Genomic DNA, 23,935 nt, shown 5'->3' with positions numbered 1-23,935 from the left:
CCGCCAGATACAAAAAAGCCGCATGGATCGAACCATGCGGCTTTTTTACGTGCGTCGCGGGCGGCTCGCCGCCCGCGTGTGCCACGAGCGTCAGGCCGGCTTCGCCTTGCTGCCGCCGAGCTTGCGCGTGATGTAGTACTGCTGTGCGATCGACAGCACGTTGTTCACGACGTAGTACAGCACCAGACCTGCCGGGAAGAAGAAGAACATCGCCGAGAATGCGATCGGCATGAACTTCATCATCTTTGCCTGGACCGGGTCCGGCGGCGTCGGGTTCAGGCTCGTCTGCACGAACATCGAGACGGCCATCAGCACCGGCAGGATGAAGAACGGATCGCGCTGCGACAGGTCGTGAATCCACAGAATCCACGGCGCGCCGCGCATTTCGACCGATGCGAGCAGCACCCAGTACAGCGAGATGAACACCGGGATCTGGATCACGACCGGCAGGCAGCCGCCGAACGGATTGACCTTCTCGGTCTTGTACAGCTCCATCAGCGCGGCGTTCATCTTCTGCGGATCGCCCTTGAAGCGTTCGCGCAGCGCCTGCATGCGCGGCGTGATTTCCTTCATGCGGGCCATCGACTTGTAGCTCGCCGCCGACAGCGGGAAAAACACGGCCTTGATCAACAGCGTGAGCAGCACGATCGCCCATCCCCAGTTGCCGACGAAGCCATGGATCTTCTCGAGCAGCCAGAACAGCGGCTTCGCGATGATCGTCACCCAGCCGTAGTCCTTCACGAGCTCGAGACCCGGCGCGATGCCTTCGAGCATGCGCTCTTCTTCCGGACCGGCGAACAGGCGCGCCTGCACGTCGGCCGACTGGCCCGGCGCGATCGCCGCGACCGGCTGCTTCACGCCGACGCGGTACAGCGTCGGATCGATCTTCTCAGCGTAGATGTCGCGCTTCGCGCCCTGCTGCGGAATCCAGGCCGACGCGAAGTAGTGCTGCACCATCGCGACCCAGCCGTTGTCGGCGGCCTTCTCGAAGTTCGCCTTGTTCTTGTCGAGGTCGCTGAAGTCGATCTTCTGGAAGTGCTTCGCGTCCGTGTAGACCGCCGGCCCTAGGAACGTGTGCGAGAACATCGGCGTTTCGACGGCCGTGTTGTCGCGCACCAGTTCCATGTAGACCGTCGGCGTGACAGGCGCCGTGCCGACGTTGTCGATCTTGGTGTCGACGCCGATCACGTAGCTGCCGCGCGTGAACGTGTAGGTCTTCACGACCTTCACGCCGCCCTTCACCGGCGATTCGAACGACAGCTTCAGCGTGTTCTGGTCGCCCGTCAGCGACGTCGAGCCAGGATTCAGCTGCGTATAGACGTCGTTGTGGTTCGGGAAATCGCCGCCGAGCAGGCCCGTGCGCGCGAGATACGTGTGGCCGGCCGTGTGGTCGAACAGCGTGATGTACAGGTCCGGCTGCTTGCCGTCGCCCTGCTTCTTCAGCGTGAGCTTCGCGAGCGTGCCGCCGCGCGTGTCGATTTCGCCGTCATACACGTCGGTCGAGAACTTCACGAGCTGCGCCTGCGCGGCCGGAGCCGTCGTCGACGGTGCGGTTCCGGCGGCAGCAGCCGGCACTTCACCTGCGGTCGTCGTCGTCGCGCCCGTGCCCGATGCGCCGCCGGCAGCGGCCGGGGTCGTGTGCGTGGCGCTCGGGAAGAACATCGACGGGCGTCCATGATCCCGCTGCCAGTTGTCGTACAGCATGACAGCTGACATGAAGAAGATCACCCATAGGACGGTGCGTTTGATATCCATGCGTTGTCTCAGAGTCGATGGGACCGCGCGTCGGCTTCGCCGCGAGCGCGAGTGTCGGAGTTGGGCGGCGGGACGAGGTCGATGCCGCCCGCGGAAAACGGGTGGCATCGGCACACGCGCCTGACGGCGAGATACGTGCCGCGCGCGGCGCCATGATACTGGATTGCCTCGCGCGCGTAATCCGAACAGGAAGGATAAAAACGGCAACGGTTGCCGAGCATCGGGCTCACGGCAACCTTGTAGAAGCGCAGCAAGGCGATCAATACCGTTTCCATACCTTGGGCGGCGCCGTACGACGCCGCGTCAAAACCGGCCGGGCGGGCGCGAACGCCGCACCGGGCACGGATGCGTCACTCGGACGCGGGCTTCGACGCCCTGCGCGCGATTTCCCGGGCTGCCCTGTCGAGCAGCTCGCGGATTTCGGCCGCGCACATCGCCGCGAGCGGGGCGGAAGCCGCGCTCGGCAGCGCTTTCTTGTCGAAGCGCGTGTGCTGCCGCAGCAGCAGGTCGTAACCGGCGAATTCGGCCCGGCGCAAGCGAAACGCATCGCGCGCAAGCCGCTTCACGAGGTTACGTGTGACTGCACGCGGCGCATACTTCTTGCCGACGACGAGCCCCAGACGGGCAGGCTGGCCGGTCGGCTTGCCATAGATCACGAAGTGCGCGGAACGCCGCCAGGGGCGCAAACGAAAAACGGATGAAAATTCATCCGTTTTCAGAAGTCGCGCAGCTTTCGGGAAGGCGGCTTTCGTCTGCGACGGATTCGCACCCGGCTCGACGGCACCTTCCGCAGCACTGCGGACGGCGGACACAGCGCGCAACCTGCCTTAGATGGCGAGGCGCTTGCGGCCCTTCGCGCGGCGAGCGTTGATGACCTTGCGGCCACCTGCCGTCTTCATGCGGACACGGAAGCCATGGGTGCGCTTGCGGCGCGTCACGGACGGTTGGTAAGTACGTTTCATGATGTTCTCACTTGTTCGAGAATGTCGAAATTCAGGGGACCGCGTGCCCTTAACCGGAGGCATTCGGGCGAACGCAATCGCCGGGAATACAGGATTGGTTTTCGCGGAACCCGCTATTTAAACCGTTTTTCTCTTGGCGGTCAATACTTTAGGAGTCGTCCGCCTGTGCCGGCCCGCTCCGATCCGGCCCCGCGCCCCACAACGACAGCCTGTGGATAAGTCGCGCTGTGGTCGCGTTTGGCGGTAGAATCTCGCCTTATCTCCAAGAATCCCGCACGCCGCTTCGGCGCCCGCCTGCCACGCTTCGACTGTGACGCAGGCGTCCGAAGCACGCTCGCACGACCGCTTCGGGCCTTGTTGCGCAACCGCCACAAGGGCGCCGGCGAGCCGCGCTGTGCATGCAAAAAACGACAGTTACTTGATGAACGATTTCTGGCAACACTGTTCCGCACTGCTGGAGCGCGAGCTAACGCCGCAGCAGTACGTGACGTGGATCAAACCCTTGGCCCCGGTGGCCTTCGATGCGTCGGCGAACACGCTGTCCATCGCGGCGCCGAACCGCTTCAAGCTGGACTGGGTCAAGAGCCAGTTTTCGGGCCGGATCTCCGATCTGGCCCGGGATTTCTGGAATGCGCCGATCGAAGTCCAGTTCGTCCTCGATCCGAAGGCCGGCATGCGCAGCGCCGCCACCGCGAGCGCCGCACCGGCTGCTCCGCGCGCGCCGCTGACGCCCGGCGGCCCGGCCGCGACGGTCGCCGCGATCGCCGCCAACCTGACCGCGAATGCATCCGCCGCGCCCAGCGCGCCGGCCGACGTGCCGATGACGCCGTCGGCGGCTGCCGCGCATCACCTGAACGCCGACGATGCCGACATCGACCTGCCGAGCCTGCCCGCGCACGAAGCGGCGGCCGGCCGTCGCACGTGGCGTCCGGGCCCCGGTGCAGCACCTGCGAACGGCGGCGAAGCCGATTCGATGTACGAACGTTCGAAGCTGAACCCCGTGCTCACGTTCGACAACTTCGTGACCGGCAAGGCGAACCAGCTCGCGCGCGCCGCGGCGATCCAGGTCGCGGACAACCCCGGCATTTCGTACAACCCGCTGTTCCTGTACGGCGGCGTCGGCCTCGGCAAGACCCACCTGATCCACGCGATCGGCAACCAGCTGCTGCTCGACAAGGCCGGCGCGCGGATCCGCTACATCCATGCCGAACAATACGTGTCGGACGTGGTGAAGGCGTACCAGCGCAAGGCATTCGACGACTTCAAGCGCTACTACCACTCGCTCGACCTGCTGCTGATCGACGATATTCAGTTCTTCTCCGGCAAGTCGCGCACGCAAGAGGAATTCTTCTACGCGTTCGAGGCGCTCGTCGCGAACAAGGCGCAGGTGATCATCACCAGCGACACGTATCCGAAGGAAATCTCGGGCATCGACGATCGCCTGATCTCGCGCTTCGACTCGGGCCTCACCGTCGCGATCGAGCCGCCCGAGCTCGAGATGCGCGTCGCGATCCTGATGCGCAAGGCGCAGTCGGAAGGCGTGAACCTGTCGGAGGACGTCGCGTTCTTCGTCGCGAAGCATCTGCGCTCGAACGTGCGCGAGCTCGAAGGCGCGCTGCGCAAGATCCTCGCGTATTCGAAGTTCCACGGCCGCGAGATCTCGATCGAGCTGACCAAGGAAGCGCTGAAGGATCTGCTGACCGTGCAGAACCGGCAGATTTCGGTCGAGAACATCCAGAAGACCGTCGCCGACTTCTACAACATCAAGGTCGCCGACATGTACTCGAAGAAGCGCCCTGCGAACATCGCGCGGCCGCGGCAGATCGCGATGTACCTCGCGAAGGAACTCACGCAGAAGAGCCTGCCGGAGATCGGCGAGCTGTTCGGCGGGCGCGATCACACCACCGTGCTGCACGCCGTGCGCAAGATCGCCGACGAGCGCAGCAAGGACGCGCAGCTCAACCACGAGCTGCACGTGCTGGAACAGACGCTGAAGGGCTGAGCGCGCGCACCGCGCTTGATAATTCGGCCTCCGCCCCAATTTAAGGGGGGCGGTTCGGTTTTGAGGCACAATACAGGTTTGACCGCCCCGGTGGTGGCGGGCCAAGAGCCCGGCCGGCGGGGCGCTGCGAGGCTGCTGCGCTGCAGGCCGTTACTCAACGAAGGAACTCTATGCAACTGGTCAAGACCGAACGAGACACACTCCTCAGGCCGCTGCAAACGGTCAGCGGCATCGTCGAACGCCGCCATACGTTGCCGATCCTTGCCAACCTGCTGATCACCAAGAACGGCCCGGACGTTTCGTTCCTGTCGACCGACCTGGAGCTGCAGATCACCACGCGCGCCGATTTCGGCGTTGGCGGCGACCAGGTGGCCACCACCGTCGCGGCCCGCAAGCTGCTCGACATCCTGCGCGCGATGCCTGACGGCCAGGTCACGCTGTCGCTCGCCGACAAGCGCCTCACCGTTCAGTCCGGCAAGAGCCGCTTCGCACTGCAGACGCTCGCGGCCGACGAGTTCCCGACCGTCGCGCAGGCGAAGGATTTCGGCGCAACGCTCACCGTGCCGCAGAAGTCGTTCCGCCAGCTGCTCGGCATGGTGCACTTCGCGATGGCGCAGCAGGACATCCGCTACTACCTGAACGGCATGCTGCTCGTCGTCGACGGCGACCAGCTGATGGCCGTGGCCACCGACGGCCACCGCCTCGCGTTCTCGTCGATGAAGCTCGAAGGCGGCACGTTCGGCCGCCAGGAAGTCATCGTGCCGCGCAAGACGATTCTCGAGTTGCAGCGCCTGCTCGAAGACATCGACGACACCGTCACCATCGACATCGCGCAGACCCAGGCCAAGTTCACGTTCGGCCAGGTCGAGCTCGTGTCGAAGCTGGTCGAGGGCAAGTTCCCCGACTTCCAGCGCGTGATCCCGAAGGCGCACAAGAACACGTTCGAGATCGGCCGTGAAGAGCTGCAGCGTTCGCTGCAACGCGCGGCGATTTTGACTTCGGACAAGTTCAAGGGCGTGCGCTGCATCATCGCGCCCGGCCAGCTGAAGATCATGTCGACCAACGCCGATCAGGAAGAGGCGCAGGAAGAACTCGAAATCGCTTACCAGGGCGATACCGTCGACATCGGCTTCAACGTCACGTATCTGCTCGACGTGCTCGCGAACCTGAAGGTCGACACCGTGCAGGTGAGCCTCGGCGACGCCAGCTCGAGCGCGCTGATTACCGTGCCCGAGAACGACGAGTTCAAGTATGTCGTGATGCCGATGCGCATCTGACGCGCTCGACATCGCGACACACACCAGGGGGCGACAAGCCCCTTTGGCGTTTTTATGGCGAACCGACAACCCGCCCCTTTGGTGCCTTTTCGGCGCTTTGGGCGGGCCAGGAAACTGGAGCGGCCCGGCGATTTCTCTCGCTGAAACGCACCGCGCCGCCACTAGAGTGGCCTCGCAGAACCGGAAGATATCCATGAGTGAACAGCACAATTCGCAACCCGATAACAGCAGCTACGGCGCTTCGTCGATCCAGATCCTCGAAGGTCTGGAAGCGGTGCGCAAGCGCCCCGGGATGTACATCGGCGACACGTCGGACGGCACCGGTCTGCACCACCTCGTGTTCGAGGTGCTCGACAACTCGATCGACGAAGCGTTGGCCGGGTACTGCAACGACATCCACGTGACGATTCACGCCGACAACTCGATTTCCGTGACCGACAACGGCCGCGGGATTCCGACCGACGTGAAGATGAACGACAAGCACGAGCCGAAGCGCAGCGCCGCCGAGATCGTGATGACCGAGCTGCACGCCGGCGGCAAGTTCGACCAGAACAGCTACAAGGTGTCCGGCGGCCTGCACGGCGTGGGCGTGTCGTGCGTGAACGCGCTGTCGAGCTGGCTGCGCCTCACCGTGCGCCGCAACGGCAAGAAGCATTTCATGGAGTTCCATCGCGGCATCGCGCAGGATCGTGTGCTCGAGCAGGTGGACGGCGTGGAAGTGTCGCCGATGCTCGTCACCGGCGACACCGAGAACCGCGGCACCGAAGTGCACTTCATGGCCGATCCGACCATTTTCGGCACGGTCGAATATCACTACGACATCCTCGCGAAGCGGATGCGCGAGCTTTCGTTCCTGAACAACGGCGTGCGGATCCGTCTGACCGACCTGCGCTCGGGCAAGGAAGACGATTTCGCGTTCGCCGGCGGTGTGAAGGGCTTCGTCGAGTACATCAACAAGACGAAGACCAACCTGCACCCGACGATTTTCTTCGCCAACGGCGAGAAGGACGGCGTGGGCGTGGAAGTCGCGATGCAGTGGAACGACAGCTACAACGAAAACGTGCTGTGCTTCACGAACAACATTCCGCAACGTGATGGCGGCACGCACCTGACCGGCCTGCGGGCCGCGATGACGCGCGTCATCAACAAGTACATCACCGACAACGAAATCGCGAAGAAGGCGAAGGTCGAGACGACCGGCGACGACATGCGCGAAGGGCTGTCGTGCGTGCTGTCCGTGAAGGTGCCGGAGCCGAAGTTCAGCTCGCAGACGAAGGACAAGCTGGTGTCGTCCGAGGTTCGTGCGCCGGTTGAGGAGGTTGTGGCGAAGGCGCTGGAAGAGTTCCTGCTCGAAACACCGATCGACGCGAAGATCATTTGCGGGAAGATCGTTGAGGCTGCTCGGGCGCGTGATGCTGCGCGGAAGGCGCGCGAGATGACGCGCCGCAAGGGCGTGCTCGATGGCGTTGGTCTGCCGGGCAAGCTCGCGGACTGCCAGGAGAAAGACCCGGCGAAGTGCGAAATCTACATCGTCGAGGGTGACTCGGCAGGTGGGTCGGCCAAGCAAGGGCGTGATCGCAAGTTCCAGGCGATCCTGCCGCTGCGCGGCAAGGTGCTGAACGTCGAGAAGGCACGCTACGACAAGCTGCTGTCGTCGGAGCAGATCGTCACGCTCGTGACCGCGCTCGGCTGCGGCATCGGCAAGGAAGACTACAACCTCGACAAGCTCCGCTATCACCGCATCATCATCATGACCGACGCGGACGTCGACGGTGCGCACATCCGGACGCTGCTGCTCACGTTCCTGTATCGCCAGATGCCGGACATGATCGAGCGCGGGTACGTGTATATCGCGCAGCCGCCGCTTTACAAGATCAAGGCGGGTAAGGACGAGCGGTATCTGAAGGATGATGTGGAGCTCAACGCGCATATGCTGCGGTTGGCGCTGCAAGGGTCGGAGCTGGTGCCGGGTGAGAACGCGGCGGCGATTTCTGGCGATGCGCTTGGGGAGCTGGCGCGGTCGTATCTGCTATCGAAGAGCGTGATCGAGCGGTTGAGCCGGTTGTATGACCCGGCTGCGCTGGAAGCCGTTATGGACGGCGTGGTGATTGATCTCTCCAACGAGGAGTCGACCGAGGCTTCGGCTAAGGCGCTGCACGCTGCGTTGCATGATGAGGCGCTGAAGAACGAAGTGCGTGTGGTGCCTTCGTATGACCCGGTTCGCGAACAGCGGTCGCTGCATGTCGAGCGCACGCATCACGGCAACGTGCGGGTTTCCGTCATCGATCAGGAATTCCAGCACACGGCGGATTATCAGCAGCTCGTGACCACCGCGAATACGTTCAAGGGGCTTATTGGGGAAGGTGCAGTCATCAAGCGCGGGGAGCGCAGTATGGCCGTCACGGACTTCAAGAGCGCGATGAAGTGGTTGCTGGCGGATGCTGAGCGGAACGTGTCGAAGCAACGCTATAAGGGGCTGGGGGAGATGAACCCCGAGCAGCTGTGGGAAACGACGATGGATCCGGCAGTGCGGCGTCTGCTGCGTGTGCAGATCGAAGACGCGATTGCGGCGGATGGGATCTTTACTACCCTCATGGGGGATGATGTGGAGCCGCGGCGGGCGTTTATTGAGAGCAATGCGTTGCGGGCCGGGAATATTGATGTCTAATACTGCCTGTAGACGGACGCATATCCTGAGAAAAACGGACGCATAAACTGAGAAATTTATGGATTTCGCTTTTCAATAGCCGCTGATATTTGGTGGCATAGAGAGCTCTGTACAGAGACCGCCGGGTCTGTAAGTCGAGATACTTACAGACCCATTTTTCTATAGGGGTGATATTTATTGCGGGTGAGGCCGTTATTCGGCAAGCGCCTTCAACAATGCGTCCCTTCCGTCCTGATAAAACTCAACATCCAACTTGGTTGCCATCTCGTCCGACAGGTCAAACAATTGGCGCCGGCACGACACTGGTAAGAGCAACGACTTAGCACTTTTCTCCACGGCTATCTCCGCTAGGGTAACTGCGTTGTGGATGGGTTCGACGGTGCCGCCCAAGGTCACTTCGCCCACCACTACCAGACCACCGCGAACCGACCTCTTCAACAGCGCACTAGCCAGCGCGATGAGTGCGCCCACGCTAGTCTTGGCCCCGGACTTGGCGGCATCGAATCCTCGTAACTGCACAGAAAATTCGTGTGACCGCGGGTCTCGGTCCCCCACCAGTTGCTGCGACCTCGCATAGAGATTCTGCTCGGCGCAGCGAATCGATTCCTTGAAGGCACCGGGCACCGGATTGTTAAGCACTCTCACGCCGCTACCCGGTCCCTCGGTAACCTCAAGGCGGAACAGTCCCGGGTGCTCGTCCTGACCGCCGGGGCTCAGCGTCCAAATCTGTCCGCACTCCAGCGGCTCATCGCCAATACCGCCTTGGCTTTGCAGTTCGGGCGTACTCACAAACTTTTCGACACCTTCGGCGCCCATGGTGTAGCTGAAATGAGTGTTACGGAACTCGGCCGCGCCGATGCGCTTCTGCTGTTCCTTCACGCGGCGGCGCACCTCCAGGGCCAACCGCACGGCCCATTCCATGTCTTCGTCACTAACCGGCGTTTCAGCGTTCGGGTAGAGCAGCTTGAGCAGGCCGCTGACAGTCTTGTTGACGCCGTTCAGGTCGCGGCCGGACAAAGCGCCGCCCCAATAGATGCGACCTTGCAGCGTCGAGACACGGCTTTGGTTGCGCAACTGCGTGAAGCACTCGGACAGGAAGTCGCTCACCAAGCCGAAGTGTTCGGTGAACAGGTTCGGGTTCAGCTTGGGCACATCCCAGCCCGGCAGGAAGCAGTGAATGCGGTCCATAAAGGCAGTGTCGTTCCGCATCTCAGGAGGCAGCGGGCCAAACAGATGGCCGACACGCTGCTGGTGTTCGACGTCGACATCGAAGTTACCCACTAGCACAATGGAGCCGTCGGCACGGATGCTCTCCTTGCCGCGCGAGAACTCACCGCTCTCCATGTAGCCCTTCATGATGTTCACTCCGTCCTTCTGGTCGAAAGAAACGCCAGACACCTCGTCGAAGCAAACCACGTCGTACTGACACACCAGGCCACGTTGACCATTGGCGTTGTTGACGAACATGCGCGCTACTGTCGCCTTGCCACCAGAAATCAGGTGCGCGTAGGGCGAGACTTGCTGGAACAGGTGCGACTTGCCGGTGCCACGCGGACCCAACTCAACCAGGTTGTAGTTGCGCTCGACGAAGGGCACCATGCGCAACAGCAGTGCATCCTTGGCACGCTCGGGCAAGGTCACCGGTTCAAAGCCAACGCTGCGAAGCAGCAGGTCACGCCACTCGGCCGTCGAAAAGCTCTCGCGCCCCTTGGCCAGCACGTCCAGTACTTCGCGCTTCGAGAGTTGAATCGCGCGCAGTGCGTCCACACCGAAGGGTCGGCCGCCTTTTTCCTGAGCAATTGACGCATCGTAGCCTAGCGTGACTTCGGCGTAGAAGCCGCCGGTCAACATGCGCTCATTGTCCTTCACCATCTCGGGCGTCAAGCGGACGTCGTTCAGACGCAGGCTGGGTAAACTAGCAACGTACGAGTCGGTCTTCGAATCAAGGCGGGCAGTGATGATGTCGATGATTTTCACGGAGCCGGACTCGCGCGCGCGAGCTTTAAACAGTTCCTCTTCACCCGCTTTGACCGTACGCGAAGCCAACTGCCGCTGCACGATGTCAAGTCCCTCCTGAATCTCGGCTTCATCGGTTGTTGCGCAGTACCTGCCCAGGAGGAACTCCACAACGTAGGTGGGCACCGGGAACTGGCGGCTAAAGGTGCGAACCAAATCCTTCCGCACGACATAGCCTTCGAAGGCCGTTGTGGCCTTACGGTCCAATTCGTCGAGTTGCATAACTATTGCTCTCCTACTGTAGTGGCCTGTTTCTGAAGCACTTCATCGTCGGCACCTAGCACCACCACGAGCGCCACCGAGCCCATATGCTCGTCATCGGCAACTGCAATACTAGCCTTGCCACCTTCCAGCGATTTGACGCTAGCAGCCAACGAACTGGACGCCAGTGCAGCCTTGGTACGAATATCGACACGGTGGCCTGCTGACGCCCCTTCCACGATGACGGTGCACCGCAGCCCTTTCCACGTCACCGACTGAATCGTCACAGAACCCGTCGTCCCAGCGACACTCGCAAAGTCCAGCTCTATCAAGGGAACCAGACATTCCTGCAGACTGATGCCACCGTGGGTGTACTCAACGCCGGCGGTAAAACTCGAAATTCCCGGTGCGTACGCAACTTGCACGTCCTTGCACCAATCCCAGCCAAAGGTCAGCGGAGTGGCGTGCGCACTGTCTTTCAGGACCGCACAACGCCCCCAACGTGTCTCGACCTGGTGCTTCGGCAAATCGGACTTGGGCAACCCACCGGGCATCAGAAGCCAGCCGTGGTCTGTAACGATGCGAATCCGCTTCCAGCCGGCGTCACGTAGCTCACTGACCCGCTCAACCACTTGGCTTAACTGCGTATCCAGGTCCCGCGCGAGACGCACACCGTGCTCATGTCCGTAGTGGTCAAGGTCTCCGGCTTCAGTCCAAGCTCGCCCCTGGGGGTCTCCGGTTTCATGCTGGGATAGCGGCTGCACACCATGTTCCGACAATAATTTTCGGAGATTGGACGAAGAAAGAGGCCTTTCATCTGCTGAAACGCGAGGCTCAAACTCGACATCCTCGGCAGTGCCGGTAATGTAAGCGGCCACAGGCGAGCACCACGCTTTCCCGGAAGCCGTAACTGAAGGCAAGCTCGTCCAGCGGGCCGAAAGGCTGGCAGAGCCTAAAACCGAAAGGCGCTGTTGCAGTTGTACCGCCACGTCGTATCGCAAACCGTCCACAAAGATGGCGCACGTCCCGGCGTTTATGTCCGTAGTCTGGGTAGACTGCATCGGCGGCAGGCCACCTGACGCCTTTGCCGCTTCCTGTAGTCTGCGCGCAGCCTCCTCCATCCACGGAAGATACATAGCTCGAAGCGCAGCGCCGACTGCTCCCAGGTCACTCTTGGTATGGACGCATGCCAGCGCCTGTAGCGCGGCATGGTCTACCGGCCAGCCCGTCTCCTGGTAGCTCTGTGCAAGTTCGGCCGGTGTTTGCCCGATGGGGGCGGTGGCGCTTCGACTGGCAACATCCGCTAGGTGCTGAAGTGCAGCGACCAAAGGCGACCTCCCCATTCGCGCCCACAGCCAATCCCGGCGATGGCCGTGTTCCTGCTCAGCGTCTAACACAGCGGCACGAGCCACAGATGCGTCCATGGAGGCGCATGATGACAAGGCACTGCGCAAAGCGAACTCTTCTTGCTCATTGGCCTGGGGATAGCCAGACAGATGAGCATGTTCCGGGAACAGCCCCATCTGTGGTGTCTGCAACTTGGCTAGCAGATTAAAGACGTTCGGGAAGCTGCCGAAAGAATCGCTATAGAGCACAAAAGCCGCAGCCCATTTACCTTCGCGCCTCGCCAGTCGCTCTGCTGCCACTAATGCGCCGTCCGCTACCGGGTCAAAGCCGTAGTCTGCTTTGCAGCGTTTCGCAAACACTTCCCATAACACATCGCCCCACTGCTTGCGGGTCGCCTCCGGCTCGTTCATCCACTGCAGCAGGTCTCGGGTGGGGTTGGGTGCCAGCAGGCCCAACAACCACTCCGCATTGATGGCGCGCCCCTTGAGGTCGTCCAAGCTACATTCCAGCAGTACGCCAGCCTGCAGCGCTTGCCGCAATGCCTCCTGAGTAGCCTTGTCTTGTGCCACATCCAATCCCAGGCCGCCGTTCTTCGAGGCAAGAAAGGCACTCAGAGTCCAGTCCTTGGCGTTGGCCTGACTCCAGAACACGCCACGATACTGCAGTTCAGCGAGCGGCTGCAGGTCACGCGGGCAGCTTTCAATGGCACGCAGTTCCGCACGGCTAACGCCGGGCAGATAGGCCACGGGCACACTGTCGAACTGAACCTCAGGAATCAGACCGGCAATGGCGCACTTAAGCCAAACCGAGGGGCCGGTCCGCTTGGCAGGGTCATAGGCACCGAGCGTGCACAGGCTGGGCATCAGCCTCTTAAGGTCCGGCAAGGCGGCCAGCCACTGCCCATCCTTGTCCGGCCAAAGAACCGCTGCAGCAGGTGTGGCCGTGAGAGAGTTACCCTTAGCCACAGCCTGCAGCGCAGATGCCAGCGCAGTGCCGAGTTGGACAGTAGATGAAGGTTGTTGTCGCGTTGCAGCCATCTTAAACACCGTGCAGACCGGGCTTACGTTGCTTGCTCCCTGAAGGAGTCCAGTTCAGTGAGTCTTGTTCTCTCAAACTTCGCCCCCTGACTCCAACAGGCCCATCTCAAAAAGAAACCGAGACGGTGCCTTGCGCCATCCGTTGTACCTTTCACCGTAACTCATGGTCAGCGTTTCTATCGTTCGAGTAATGGCAACAAAGCAGTTGCGGCGCTCTTCCTGCATCTCCCGACTATCATCTCCCGATTTCTTGCTTTGGAAGGACGGCAACTGGTCTTCGGACATACCGACCAGGTAAACATGCAGAAACTCCAGTCCTTTTGAGCTGTGAATAGTCAGGCAACGTACCGCGTTTGAGGGTGCCTCTGGGGTCTTGTTCGCCAGCGCAATCTCTTGGAGGAACTGTCCCAATGACAGAGAGTAAGCTTCATCCTCGCCGCCAATTTCACGAATGATGTTTTGCCAAACGTTTCGCTCGGTTGTGTACTCAGCGTACTGCTCGTCTCCTCCGTCTCGGCCAGCCCTTTCGACGGCGTCGAAGTACGCCAGAGTCTCTTGGATGAATTCGGCATATCGCCCCTGAACCAGCACCGAGACAGCGTCTTGAAGCTCTTTAGCCACAGCGGGACTGTCAGCTACTAGCGCGCCAAGCGCCTCCAATTGGTCCCCGTTGAGTGCGGCGGAAAACCTGGCGAGGTCCTCTTCACTGGAGTCTTGCTCCACGCAGTCGGACAGAGCCTTGGTTACCATCGAAGCCAACTCGTCGTCGGACCGTACCAACGCCAATTTCAGCGCCGACATTACGAACCGCATCGGCGCACTCTCGAACTGGGACTTCCGTCGTTGGACATGGCTCGGCACTGACAGCGCGCCGAGCGCCCTTTGGACCCGCTCCAAAAGCTTGGTTGCGCGTGCCAAGACAACAATATCGGAAGGACGTGCGCCGTTCTTCAGCCGAGCAGCCACGCATTCAGCAATACCCTCTGCCTCCTTTTGGTCGTCTTCAAACGACAGAAGCTGGATAGGGTTTGTGCCAGAGCCAACCTTCATCGAGAGCAACGGTTTTTTGTCCAGCGACCGCTCACCGTTGTGGACGATAAGTGCATTCGCGAGCGCCACCACTTCTGGGGGGCACCTGTAGTTTTCCGGAAGCTGAATGGTGGTCAAGTTGTAGTGCTGCTCGAGCTCCTTCACACGGGCCGGACTCGCACCGTTCCACTGATATATGGTCTGGTCGTCGTCGCCGACGATGAAGACGTTGGCGTCCCTGTCGGGAACCAAGACCCGAAGTACCCGGTACTGTGCTGCATTTGTGTCCTGAAACTCGTCCACACAGACGAACCGATACACCGTCCGAAGCTGCTTGCTAATGCGAGGCCGTTCGCGAAGCAACTCCTCGCAGAAATACAAGATGGACCCGTAGTCCAAGCAATTCTGTTGCTTTAGCAACTCTTTGTAGCGAACGAACAGCGTTTGAAGCTGCTGGCCCGCCTCTGTATCCTTCAGCAAGGATGGCACTTGGGCGTCAGGGGTCACGTTCCGGAGAAGAAAGTCGATGGCAGTCAACGCCTTGTCTGCCGAAACGAATTTGGTGAGTTCATCCGACCTCTCTGCCAGCACCGACCTTAGAAGCCCGACACGCTCAGACTCCTCAAGAATCTCGAAGTCGGGGCTCAATCCAAAGTGGCTACCATGCTGCCGCAAGATGTCGGTAGCAAACGAGTGAAATGTGGTCAACAAAACCCGGTCCTTCGCATTTGGGACGAGCGTCAGCAGGCGCTCGCGCATTTCTGCGGCAGCTTTCCTGGTAAACGTCAAACACAGAATCCGAAATGAGTCGTCTTGGCTCTGCTCAACGAGACGTGCGACTCGGGCGGTCAACGTCGCTGTCTTTCCTGAACCCGGGCCTGCCAGGACCAACAAAGGCCCCGAATCCCACTGAGCGGCGGTGAGCTGGCTGGCATTGAGCTTCTTCAAGTAGTCCATCACGACCTCCCGGCGAGAGCAATCGCCTTTATGACGGCGCTTCGCAGTGCCTTGGGCACCGATGGAGCGCCACGCTGGCGCATCGCCTCGACTACAGCGTATGCGGCACTCGGTTTGTCAGGGATGCATTTGATGATTTGGTCAGCGTACGCTGGGTCGCCCGGTGCAACAGTCAGCTTCGCCGCCTTCTTCGCAGGTACTGCGATGGCCTCATAAACATCCAGGAACCCATTCGCGGCCAAATAAGGCTCGATGGAAGCTGCACCGGCAAGAACCGAAATGTATCGCCACGGCCGCTTGGGAGTCTCGGGAATCCGGTCATCTGCCTTCTTCGCGTCGCTGGCACCCTGGGCGTCGGCATCGGTCAAGCAATGCCACGAAATTCCCAAGGCATTGGCCGCATCCAGGAAGTAATCGATGTCGCCCAAGCGGTACTCAACACATCTGACGCCAGCCTGCTCGAGGTCTAGGCCGAGCACCTGAGCCACACCGGAGAACAGGATGGCTTCGGTTTCGCCTTCTCCAAGCAACCAGCAACGGGCGAAGAACAACTCGCCACGGGTGCGGCGAACCAGGAAATCGAACTTCCTTTGGTCACGCGGGTCCAGTGCTCCCGGAGCGATGGCACCAACCTTCACTAGTCCCCGCGACTTGTAGATTCTCCGAATTGCCGTCAGGTCCACCTCCGACAGGAGGTCGCCTGAGTGCGTAGCAATCAGTTTCTGGCCGTCGATGTCTTGAATGGTCTTCCAGAGGGCCCTGACGGCGTTCGGGTGCAGATGGGCTTCTGGTTCCTCCAGCGCGACGATGGGCTTCGATTCCTTGACGCCTTGCTTTCTGGCCAGCTCTGATTTGAGGAAGGCATCGAACAGCATCAGAACGGTCAGGCTCTGGGTACCTTCTCCATGACGCCCAATGGGTAATCGCGCGCCTGTAGCCGACGCAATGCTCACTTGGGTGCGGTTCAGCATATCAAACACCCGTGCAGGAACTGCATCGACACTGACGACGTCTTGTCCACCGAGAGCCACCAGCTCTTGCACCTTAGCCAGATGGTCGCGGACGCCTTTGAACGTTCCATGAGCTTCGATGATTTGTGCGTTGATGTCCTCAAGCTGCGTCTCGATGGCAGTCTTCGTCGCCTCATCAATCTGCGAGTTCTTGACGAAGGGGGACCAAAACTGCGACGTACGAGAAAACTCCTTGCCAGCGTCACGCAAAGCCGAGAGGTAGAACAAAGGCCGAAGCTGCTGCAAGCCTGTCAGGCGACCGCGACTCTTCGCTGGCAACGGGTTTCCAACGGCGTCGAGGAACTCAAATGTGGTCTCGATTTCCTGGGTGACTGGAGAGTACTGGGCGCTGACACGCAGTTGGACACGACTTCGGTCATCAGGTGGCACAAGAACTATCACCCCGCCATCCCCGCCGAGCCGCTGCTCGACTTCGTCTGGCCACTCACCTGCTTGCGCTTCTTCGAAAGTCAGCGTGATAACAATAGGCGGTGCGGTGGTGGGGTCTGCAGCCCGGCTATCGAAATGCAGGTCGAACTCCTCGAACGGTGAAGTACGTCCGGAGGACCGCAGCGCAGACAGGCACGCACGCAAGGCATGAAGCACGGTGGTCTTGCCACAGTTGTTCTCGCCCACGAGAACAGTCGTCGGACCCAGCGAAAGCTCAAGTGCCTTGATGCCCCGGTAGTGTTCAATCTTCAGGCTGGTGAGCAGCATCACTTCTCCCCGATAGCGGCTTTCTTCTCCGCCACCGTCAAATGATGGTCATTAATGCGCTCACCCTTGAACACCGGGTACCACGGTGCACTTTCTACGTCCTTCCCGCGGTCCTTTTCCCACGAAATGTTGAGCTTGGGCTTCTTGTTGTGGCGCAGGACCTCGGCAGTCATAAAAGGACGAATGTTCAGGCGCACGCCGTCGTTGAGGTCGGGGTTCCAGCCAATGGGCTGCTCGGAGAGCTTCTTCCAGCGCACGAAAATGTCGTAGGGTCGCTCGCCTTCGAGGATGAGCTCCAAGCGCCGCTTCAAGTCTTGGGCAGCGGCCAGGCGCGTCTGGGCACCGTCCACGCCATCGCGCACGCTGGCCTCCTGTTGGCGAATCCAATCTCCCAGGTAGGTGTGGATGAGACGCTCCAAATTCTTAGCGTCGAGCCGGTGGTAGTTCACTAGCGCGGCAAAGCCGTCCTTCAGGCCGTCCCATACATGCCAGATGAAAGGGCGGTGCTGAAAGCGCTTGGTATGTTGCTCGAAGAATTTATCACGCAGCCAGACGTCTAGGCCCTTGCCTGCGCAGTCGGCGTCGGTAAGCAGCTTGTCGAGCACCGCAGGCTTCCAGCTACCGGGCTGCACCGTCTCCCACGAGGCAATCAGCAGGTTTATCAGGCGTTCGTGCGCGGGCGTCTCTCCACGTACCGAGGGCAGACAGACAATGCCATCGTCGTCGGTGTGTTCGGCCAGCTCTTCGCAGCGGGCAATCCATGTATGCGCGTCGTCCGCCAGTTCTATCGACCCATCTGTCTCGGCCGGCCAGCGATAGCCTACGAGCCGGGCGACTGCCACCTGCAGTGGGTCGATAGCGGGCTGCGGGTGGCCGTGGAACAACCATTGAGTAGGGTCATCCGAATAGGGTTTGGGCAAACCTTCCGGGAAAGACTCCGTAGCTATGCGACGCCACTGCTCCGCGTCGAAAGGAACTTTTGCAAGTGTGGCATTTGTAACGTTGACCTTCTGGTCGATGCGCCTGACCGCCTCATTAAAGTACGGAGAACTACAAAATGCCCAAATTGCAGGCAAATCATGGTCGTTCTTTGGTACGAGGACTGCACAATTATTATCGAAATGGCCACCGGAGTGTAGTGTTACCGGAAGCGACCGCATTTGGGAAACCCTAACGCCCCAACGGCCCCAAGCTTGCCACCCCTGCTTCCAAGCACCGGACGAGTATGAGTACTTGGCCAGCTCCTCGCGATAGTTTGCCAATCTCCCCCTGCCGTCTTCCCACAGTATCAATTGGGAGCAGCCCCCAAACGGGATAATTTCATCAACCGTAGTCGAAAAACGCTCCCAGCCCTCTCCCTGAATTGGGAGTTCGAAGAATTCGAGCACGAACCTGAACCCATCTCCCGTCAATTGCCCAACATAAGAATCGACGTAGTTTTCGAGCAGTGCCAAGCCAGAGCTTTCCTCGAAAGCAATGCGACAGTCTGGGTTTTGGACTTGGCCCGATTGGCTAACACGCAAAATGCGACCAGACCTCAAATGCTCGGCCTTCTCGCCAAGTGTTCTATATTCGCCAACTTCAAGCCCAGTCAGGGTTGCAGTTTCGGGAGGGACGCCATTCGTCAAGGTAATCAAAATGATGAAGGCTCCCGCTGCTTGGGGGCTATCGAAGCCACCCTCGCCCAACCTTGCCAAGAGATTCCACTGCTTCGTGTTGAGGAGCCGGGCCCGTTGCGCTTTGTAGCTGGTCAGAAACAGCCAATTCTGAGGCATTACAATTTGCGCCACGCCACCTTGGTCAGCCGCAAGCTCCAAGCAACGTTCGAGAAGCACGTTGGCAATATCATTCTTGGCATCCGCGAAGTGAGTCTCACAATAATCTCTCAAAGCCTGTACCTGCTTCCTGTTGGACAGGTAAGGGACGTTGGTGACAACAAGCTGGTACCGTTCATCCAATAGCCGAGCCGCATCCAACAGGCCGCGGGCGGTGAGGGCCTGGTCCCACGCGTCGTCTTCCAGCTCGCTGGCTGGTCCCCATAATGGGGCCGAACGCTCGGTGGCCAAGGCGCGTTCCAGCAGCTCACGCAAGGTGTCGAAGCTTGTTGTCGCCAGGTCGTTTTTTAGGCTACGCGCGGGGTCCAGCAGACTACCAAGCAACGGCGCCTGGGCAAAGCTAGCATGTAGTAGTCGCAATTCTTGCCGTAGGTATGCAGCGTTGGACGCTTCGTCTGGAACAAGCGCCATCCAGTCTTCGGGCTTTGCCGCTACTTTCAGACCACAGCATGCCACCTGTGGTGCTGGCATATCGGCACGAACCCCCAACGGGTCACCGTTCTCGTCCGGAAAGCGCCAGGCTGCGAGGGCCAAGGCAAAGACCGCGATTTCCACACAGCGAGCGTCAAGTTCTAATCCATGCAGATTGCGGGCTAGCACGGCATCCACCGCGTCCACCGCGCTCAGACGTTCGGCTGCCATACGCATAGGTACCAGCATCAGGAAGGCCGCCACGAGGAAGTGGCCCGAGCCGCAACAGGGGTCTAGGAGCTTGAAGTCTTCCAAGTGGTCGGGCCAGTCTTCGAACTTGCCCGCGGCGGGTGTGCCGCTTTCATCCACACGGAGGTAGGTCAGCGGCACCGGGCAAGTTTTTCCTGGGTGGCGGGTCACCCACCACGCTCCCAGCGAATTGTGGAGCAAGAAGTCCACCATGTACGGCTCCGTGAAGAGCTGCGTGACAGCGGGCAACTCGTCGGCGCCAATTTTCACTTCCGCGGCATTCACCTCGTCCTTGCGTTTTGCCTGCCAGAACTGGTAGACCCAGCCCAGGCTGTCGCTTGCCGTGAATACCTCGCTGGGCAATGCGGCCAGCAGGCGCTCCATCTCGCGCTGGTGTTCAGGCGCGAAAGCCAACTCGAACACGGGGCTATGGGGCTTGAATACCTGTGGCAGCATACGAGCGGCCAGCTTGCCCGCCAGTTCCCACCTGGTCTTGGCGCCCAGATTCATCGCTGGGTCAGTCTCCTGCGTCAGCGCTTCACAATCATCAAGCGACACCGCAGCACCTGGCTCCCATAAAAGCAAGCCATTTTCTGCGAGAAAGCGAGCAAACAACATGCGATGCCAGTGCTCATAGGCCACCTCCCACACCAGGTGTTGGACACCTTGGTTATCGTCGCTGGCCTTTACATCGCCCAGCGCACGGCCGTGAGCACGCAGGCGTCGGCGCAGAGCCTTGGACTCGTCGGTCAAATAGTCAGGCGCCTTGGCTTCCGCAACGGCCATCTGGGCGAGCGCAGCGCTTGCACCTTTTTCCGCTACTTCCCTGGCTGCCTTGACGGTGCTTTCCAGCTGAATACGTAGCGGTTTAGGCAACGGTTGATTGTTGATGTTATGTGTCGACATGACCTTGATGTCTTTTCTGCGACGAGGCGCGGGTATTCAAATAATTAGGTACCCGCCCCCTGGGTTATATGTCAGAGCGCCACGGGCCCTTGCTTGAGTTTTTCTGCCAACAGAGCCTCGACCTCGGCCAACCAAGTCTTCAGTTCAGCCTCGTCATTCAAGGTTCGACGTGGAATAGTCACGTGCACCACGTTAGGCTTGAGCAATTGCACCGCAGCTTGGCGAGCGGCCTCAAAGCGGCTCGTCAGCGCCTGCGTTCTGGTCACCCAATGGTCAAGGTCACATTCGTCGAGCGCATCCTGCAACTGGTCGGGCGTGCCCAGAGCAATCGTAGTCGGCGCGTTGAGATGGTGGGCCTGTGTCAACTCGCTGCGTTGTGCATCGGTGAGCTTTGCCCAATCGGCGTCGGCCTGCAATTGCGCCTGCTGTTGCGAGAAAACATGTTCAAACACATTGAGCTTTGCCCCCAGCGCCTGGCGCAGCAGGTCAACAACCTTATCGAGTAGCGGCCGCACCGGGTCGGGCTCGGCCAGCAAGCTGCGCTGTGCCTCGATTGCATCCGTTTCAGCCTTCAGCTCCGCATAGGGGCCGAGGCTTTTGGCGTGGCGCAACAGTTCGGTTAGCTGGTGCCAGACAGGCAGGCGCTTGGTAATAGCGTCTGCTGTTTGAACCCAAGACTTGGACAGACCTACGATTTCGTCAAAACCCTCAAAGAGGGCTAGCAGTTGCGCATTGCCCGATTGGCCTTCGATGGTTTCGATAAACGCTGGCTTAGGCACCTGCGGCGCGGGCGCGGAGCCGCCTGCCTTGGCAGCCTGCTCTCGGAGCTTGGCCAGTAGCGTGGGCACCTTAGCCAACTCTTCCTTCGGCTGGCATGGCACGCCCACCGTACTGAACAACGACCGAATCTTGATGAGTTGCGGCGGCGTGATGTTGACGCTTTCGCGCTGGAAAGTCGTTTGAGTCAGCTTGGCACGGTCAAGGCTTTTCGCATCGACAGCCTTGGACGATGCATCTGTCGCCTTGAGATGACCAGCGGCCAGTAATGCGTACAGGGCGCCGTCAATGGCATCACGCGGCCAGCCATACGGTGGCGCATCAAAGTTATCGCGAATCTCGGCCCCCTTCTTGCCGGGGCCAATGTAGGCAAGCAGCTTCTGGCAGACCGGGTGCTTGTCAGCTTCCTGACTGTGTCCCACGGCCTTCAGTGCTTCCAGATTACCTTTGCGAGCCTCGTCCAACACCTTGCTCCACTGGTCGTGGTCTGCCGCATCGAACTGGCTGTACAGGCGAATTGCGGAAGCTTTGGCTGCGCGGTTGATGCGGTCGGCAAGCTCGTTGCCGTCCTGCGCTTCCTGGCCACCGGCCTGGAACACGCGCACTCCGCCGAAGAGCTGGTCCAGCAGCTCACTTAGCTCCCTCTCCGCGGTACGTTGACGGCTCTCCATTGAGCGTTGCGCGTCGCGCCCCTCTTCGGTAGCGGGACTGCCCTTCTTCTGCAGCGTCGTGCGCGCAGCTTCCAGCGCCACAATGCCGTTTGCGAGTTCGGTTTTGTGCTGCGCGTGCAGGAACGCGAACAATGTAGGGTTGTCTGCCGACTTTGCCCGTGCCTCAGCGATGACAGACTTCTCCTCGGCTTGCCAGCCATCCTGTATCCACAGATAGAGGTTCTGGGCATGGTCCTTGGGCAGCGTGTCGTCATAGGTGGGCGTGAGGCGACGCTCAACGTTGTCTTTACCCTGCACAACGCGCACCTTCTTTAGCACCTCACCAAAACGCTCCTTCAATAACGTTGAACGCTTTTGCTCTACGCGCTGCGGCGCTGCTTTCAGTTCAGCCTCCTGGGCACGAAACTCGTCATACCAGGCGCTGGATTCCCGGGTCTGCAGCCGGTATTCGGTGCCACTGCTGCCCACCAGTGCCATGACAAGACGGTCCTTGTTCTGGAGTTCGTCCAGCAGAGCGGGCAATTTCTTGCGCAACTCTGCGGAACCGGCTGCGAGGTCGGTTACGAGAAGGTCGGCCAGTGCGTCTTCGGTTGCCTTGAGGCCGATGTCCAAAGCTGCGTCAGCGGGGAGCTTGTTGATGAGATAGACGAGCTTGAGCAGCCTCGCTTTGAGCTGGCTGTCGGCATCGCCAATGGCGAAGCGCTGAACGTTCTCGAACACCTCCTTGGGCAACTGAGCGGTAGAAACCAGGTTCGCGGCAATCTGGTCGTAGAGGAAGTCGCCGGAGACCACGTGACCCAGAGGCGCATCGGCAGATGCGAGCACCGCCTCGTGCACCACTCGCAATTGACTGCGCAGTTGCGACACCGTACCGGTCGTGTCGATGGTTCGGAGAACACGTTCCCAAAAGCGGCGACGCACCGGCAGCAGCGGGTAGTCGGAGGTCATGACGTCCTCGTCGTCAGTGACGTACTCGAGCTTCGTGCCGCGCAGGTGCCGCGAAATTTCACCAAGGTTGGCACGCCAGACGTTCTCCACCTCCGGCTGGGCGGTCGGCTTCTTGGCCAGAATGATTTGGCGGGTGACGTTCTCGACGTCCCAGTCGCCGAGCATCACCTGCACCGGGAAACGGCCCATCAACCGCTGTAGATTGGGCATGCTGGAGAGGGCAGACTGACCAGTACCGACGAAGAGAAGCTTGCCGTTGAAGTGCTTGGACAGGGTTTCGGTAACCTCCTGGACCTGGAAAGCCTTTTCGGCGTCGGTGCCGATGTATTGCTGCACCTCGTCCAGAACAACCAGCGTCAGCGGGAACTTGCCCTCGACAGACAGCGCGTCGGCAATCGCGGCGGTCATCTGCTCGCTGGTAACGTCAGTGACCTGAGGGAACTGTTCCTTGAGAAGCTTGCGGGCATCGGCTTCGGTGTGCGCGAGGTCAGGCCGGGCTTTGAGCAGTGCCCTGGCCAGGTGGCCGGACACGTACATGTGTGGCAGCTCCTGAGCCAGCGAGCGACCCGCCGCCTGGAGTTCTGCCTCGACGGTCGGCAATACGCCCTCGCGCTGCATCCACAAAACAAGCTGAGCTTGGTTGTATTGCTCGGGTAGCCCCTTGGATTTGAATACGACGCCAAGCAGAGCCAGTCGTACTTTGTCGCCAGCTCCGGCGCCGAGCTTGCCGGCTGCAGCGTGCAAGCTGCCGTAGCGCTTTCCTCGTGTACTAAGCTCTTTTAGTTGGTCGAACACGCCGGTGGGCAAACTGGCGAGACTGCGAGCAGTAGCGCCATCAGCGAACTGGTAGTCGGTCCAGAGCGTGCGCAGCATCTTAGCGAGATGCGATTTACCGCTACCATAAAAACCTGAAATCCAGACGCCCGGCTGTTCGGTACCAGCATCAAGATTGAGCAGAAATTTATCGAGGATGGTCTCAAGACCCTTCTCATACTGACCGTCGCAGACGAAGGTCTCCAGTTCGTAGCGCAGGATGGCCTGAGCAGCGTCTGAATGGTCTTCAGAAACTTCCGCAACACCGTTATTAACGAGGCGATTTTCCTTCGGAGGCTTATTGTAAATTTCCCGGTTCAGCATGGCGGTCCTTAATCTTGTTCTGG

13 protein-coding genes are annotated in these 23,935 nt (G+C 60.3%); 3 read left to right on the top strand and 10 right to left on the bottom strand.

Annotation, left to right across the window (positions count from 1 at the left end; translation table 11 throughout):
• Positions 1-90 precede the first annotated feature (90 nt).
• The 4 genes from yidC to rpmH form a co-directional block, all read right to left on the bottom strand.
• Positions 91-1,755, bottom strand: coding sequence for a membrane protein insertase YidC (yidC, locus tag O1Q03_RS33625; RefSeq protein WP_269509127.1), 1,665 nt, complete (start codon positions 1,753-1,755; stop codon positions 91-93).
• Positions 1,756-1,763: 8 nt separating this feature from the next.
• Positions 1,764-2,030: a membrane protein insertion efficiency factor YidD gene (yidD, locus tag O1Q03_RS33620; protein ID WP_006750110.1), complete on the bottom strand. Its 267-nt coding sequence runs from the start codon at positions 2,028-2,030 to the stop codon at positions 1,764-1,766.
• 75 nt (positions 2,031-2,105) lie between these two features.
• Entirely contained in the window at positions 2,106-2,567 is a 462-nt protein-coding gene (rnpA, locus tag O1Q03_RS33615) for a ribonuclease P protein component (RefSeq protein WP_269509125.1), read from the bottom strand.
• Between the two features lie 15 nt (positions 2,568-2,582).
• Positions 2,583-2,717, bottom strand: a complete 135-nt coding sequence (rpmH, locus tag O1Q03_RS33610) for a 50S ribosomal protein L34 (protein WP_004198824.1) — start codon at positions 2,715-2,717, stop codon at positions 2,583-2,585.
• A gap of 421 nt (positions 2,718-3,138) precedes the next feature.
• Here rpmH and dnaA point away from each other — a divergent pair, with 421 nt between their 5' ends.
• The 3 genes from dnaA (at position 3,139) to gyrB (ending at position 8,664) form a co-directional block, all read left to right on the top strand.
• Entirely contained in the window at positions 3,139-4,719 is a 1,581-nt protein-coding gene (gene dnaA, locus O1Q03_RS33605) for a chromosomal replication initiator protein DnaA (protein WP_269509122.1), read from the top strand.
• 170 nt (positions 4,720-4,889) lie between these two features.
• Entirely contained in the window at positions 4,890-5,996 is a 1,107-nt protein-coding gene (dnaN, locus tag O1Q03_RS33600) for a DNA polymerase III subunit beta (RefSeq protein WP_006756934.1), read from the top strand.
• Between the two features lie 193 nt (positions 5,997-6,189).
• Positions 6,190-8,664 (top strand): DNA topoisomerase (ATP-hydrolyzing) subunit B, encoded by a 2,475-nt coding sequence (gyrB, locus tag O1Q03_RS33595; RefSeq protein WP_269509120.1) that lies wholly within the window; start codon positions 6,190-6,192, stop codon positions 8,662-8,664.
• Between the two features lie 192 nt (positions 8,665-8,856).
• Here the strand turns inward: gyrB and brxL are convergent, their stop codons facing one another.
• The 6 genes from brxL to brxC all read right to left on the bottom strand — a co-directional run bounded on the left by brxL (position 8,857) and on the right by brxC (position 23,912).
• Complete coding sequence (gene brxL / locus O1Q03_RS33590) at positions 8,857-10,902, bottom strand: protease Lon-related BREX system protein BrxL (protein ID WP_269509118.1); 2,046 nt, start codon at positions 10,900-10,902, stop codon at positions 8,857-8,859.
• A gap of 2 nt (positions 10,903-10,904) precedes the next feature.
• Positions 10,905-13,265, bottom strand: a complete 2,361-nt coding sequence (gene pglZ, locus O1Q03_RS33585; protein WP_269509116.1) for a BREX-1 system phosphatase PglZ type B — start codon at positions 13,263-13,265, stop codon at positions 10,905-10,907.
• 72 nt (positions 13,266-13,337) lie between these two features.
• Positions 13,338-15,251 carry an ATP-dependent helicase gene (locus O1Q03_RS33580; protein WP_269509114.1) on the bottom strand — a complete coding sequence of 638 codons (1,914 nt, stop codon included), beginning with the start codon at positions 15,249-15,251 and terminating at the stop codon, positions 13,338-13,340.
• A complete protein-coding gene (locus O1Q03_RS33575; protein ID WP_269509112.1) occupies positions 15,251-16,978 on the bottom strand; it encodes an ATP-dependent nuclease in 1,728 nt (575 codons plus the stop codon). Before O1Q03_RS33575 ends, O1Q03_RS33580 begins: the two co-directional genes overlap by 1 nt.
• Positions 16,978-20,379 carry a DNA methyltransferase gene (locus tag O1Q03_RS33570; RefSeq protein ID WP_269509110.1) on the bottom strand — a complete coding sequence of 1,134 codons (3,402 nt, stop codon included), beginning with the start codon at positions 20,377-20,379 and terminating at the stop codon, positions 16,978-16,980. The genes O1Q03_RS33575 and O1Q03_RS33570 overlap by 1 nt, the downstream gene beginning before the upstream one ends.
• A gap of 71 nt (positions 20,380-20,450) precedes the next feature.
• Entirely contained in the window at positions 20,451-23,912 is a 3,462-nt protein-coding gene (gene brxC / locus O1Q03_RS33565) for a BREX system P-loop protein BrxC (RefSeq protein WP_269509108.1), read from the bottom strand.
• Positions 23,913-23,935: the final 23 nt, after the last annotated feature.

Origin of the sequence: Burkholderia sp. IMCC1007, assembly GCF_027257875.1 — a bacterium.
Taxonomy (GTDB): Bacteria; Pseudomonadota; Gammaproteobacteria; order Burkholderiales; family Burkholderiaceae; genus Burkholderia.
The sequence above is the reverse complement of the archived record's forward strand: the minus strand, read 5'-3'. Positions and strand labels throughout refer to the sequence as shown.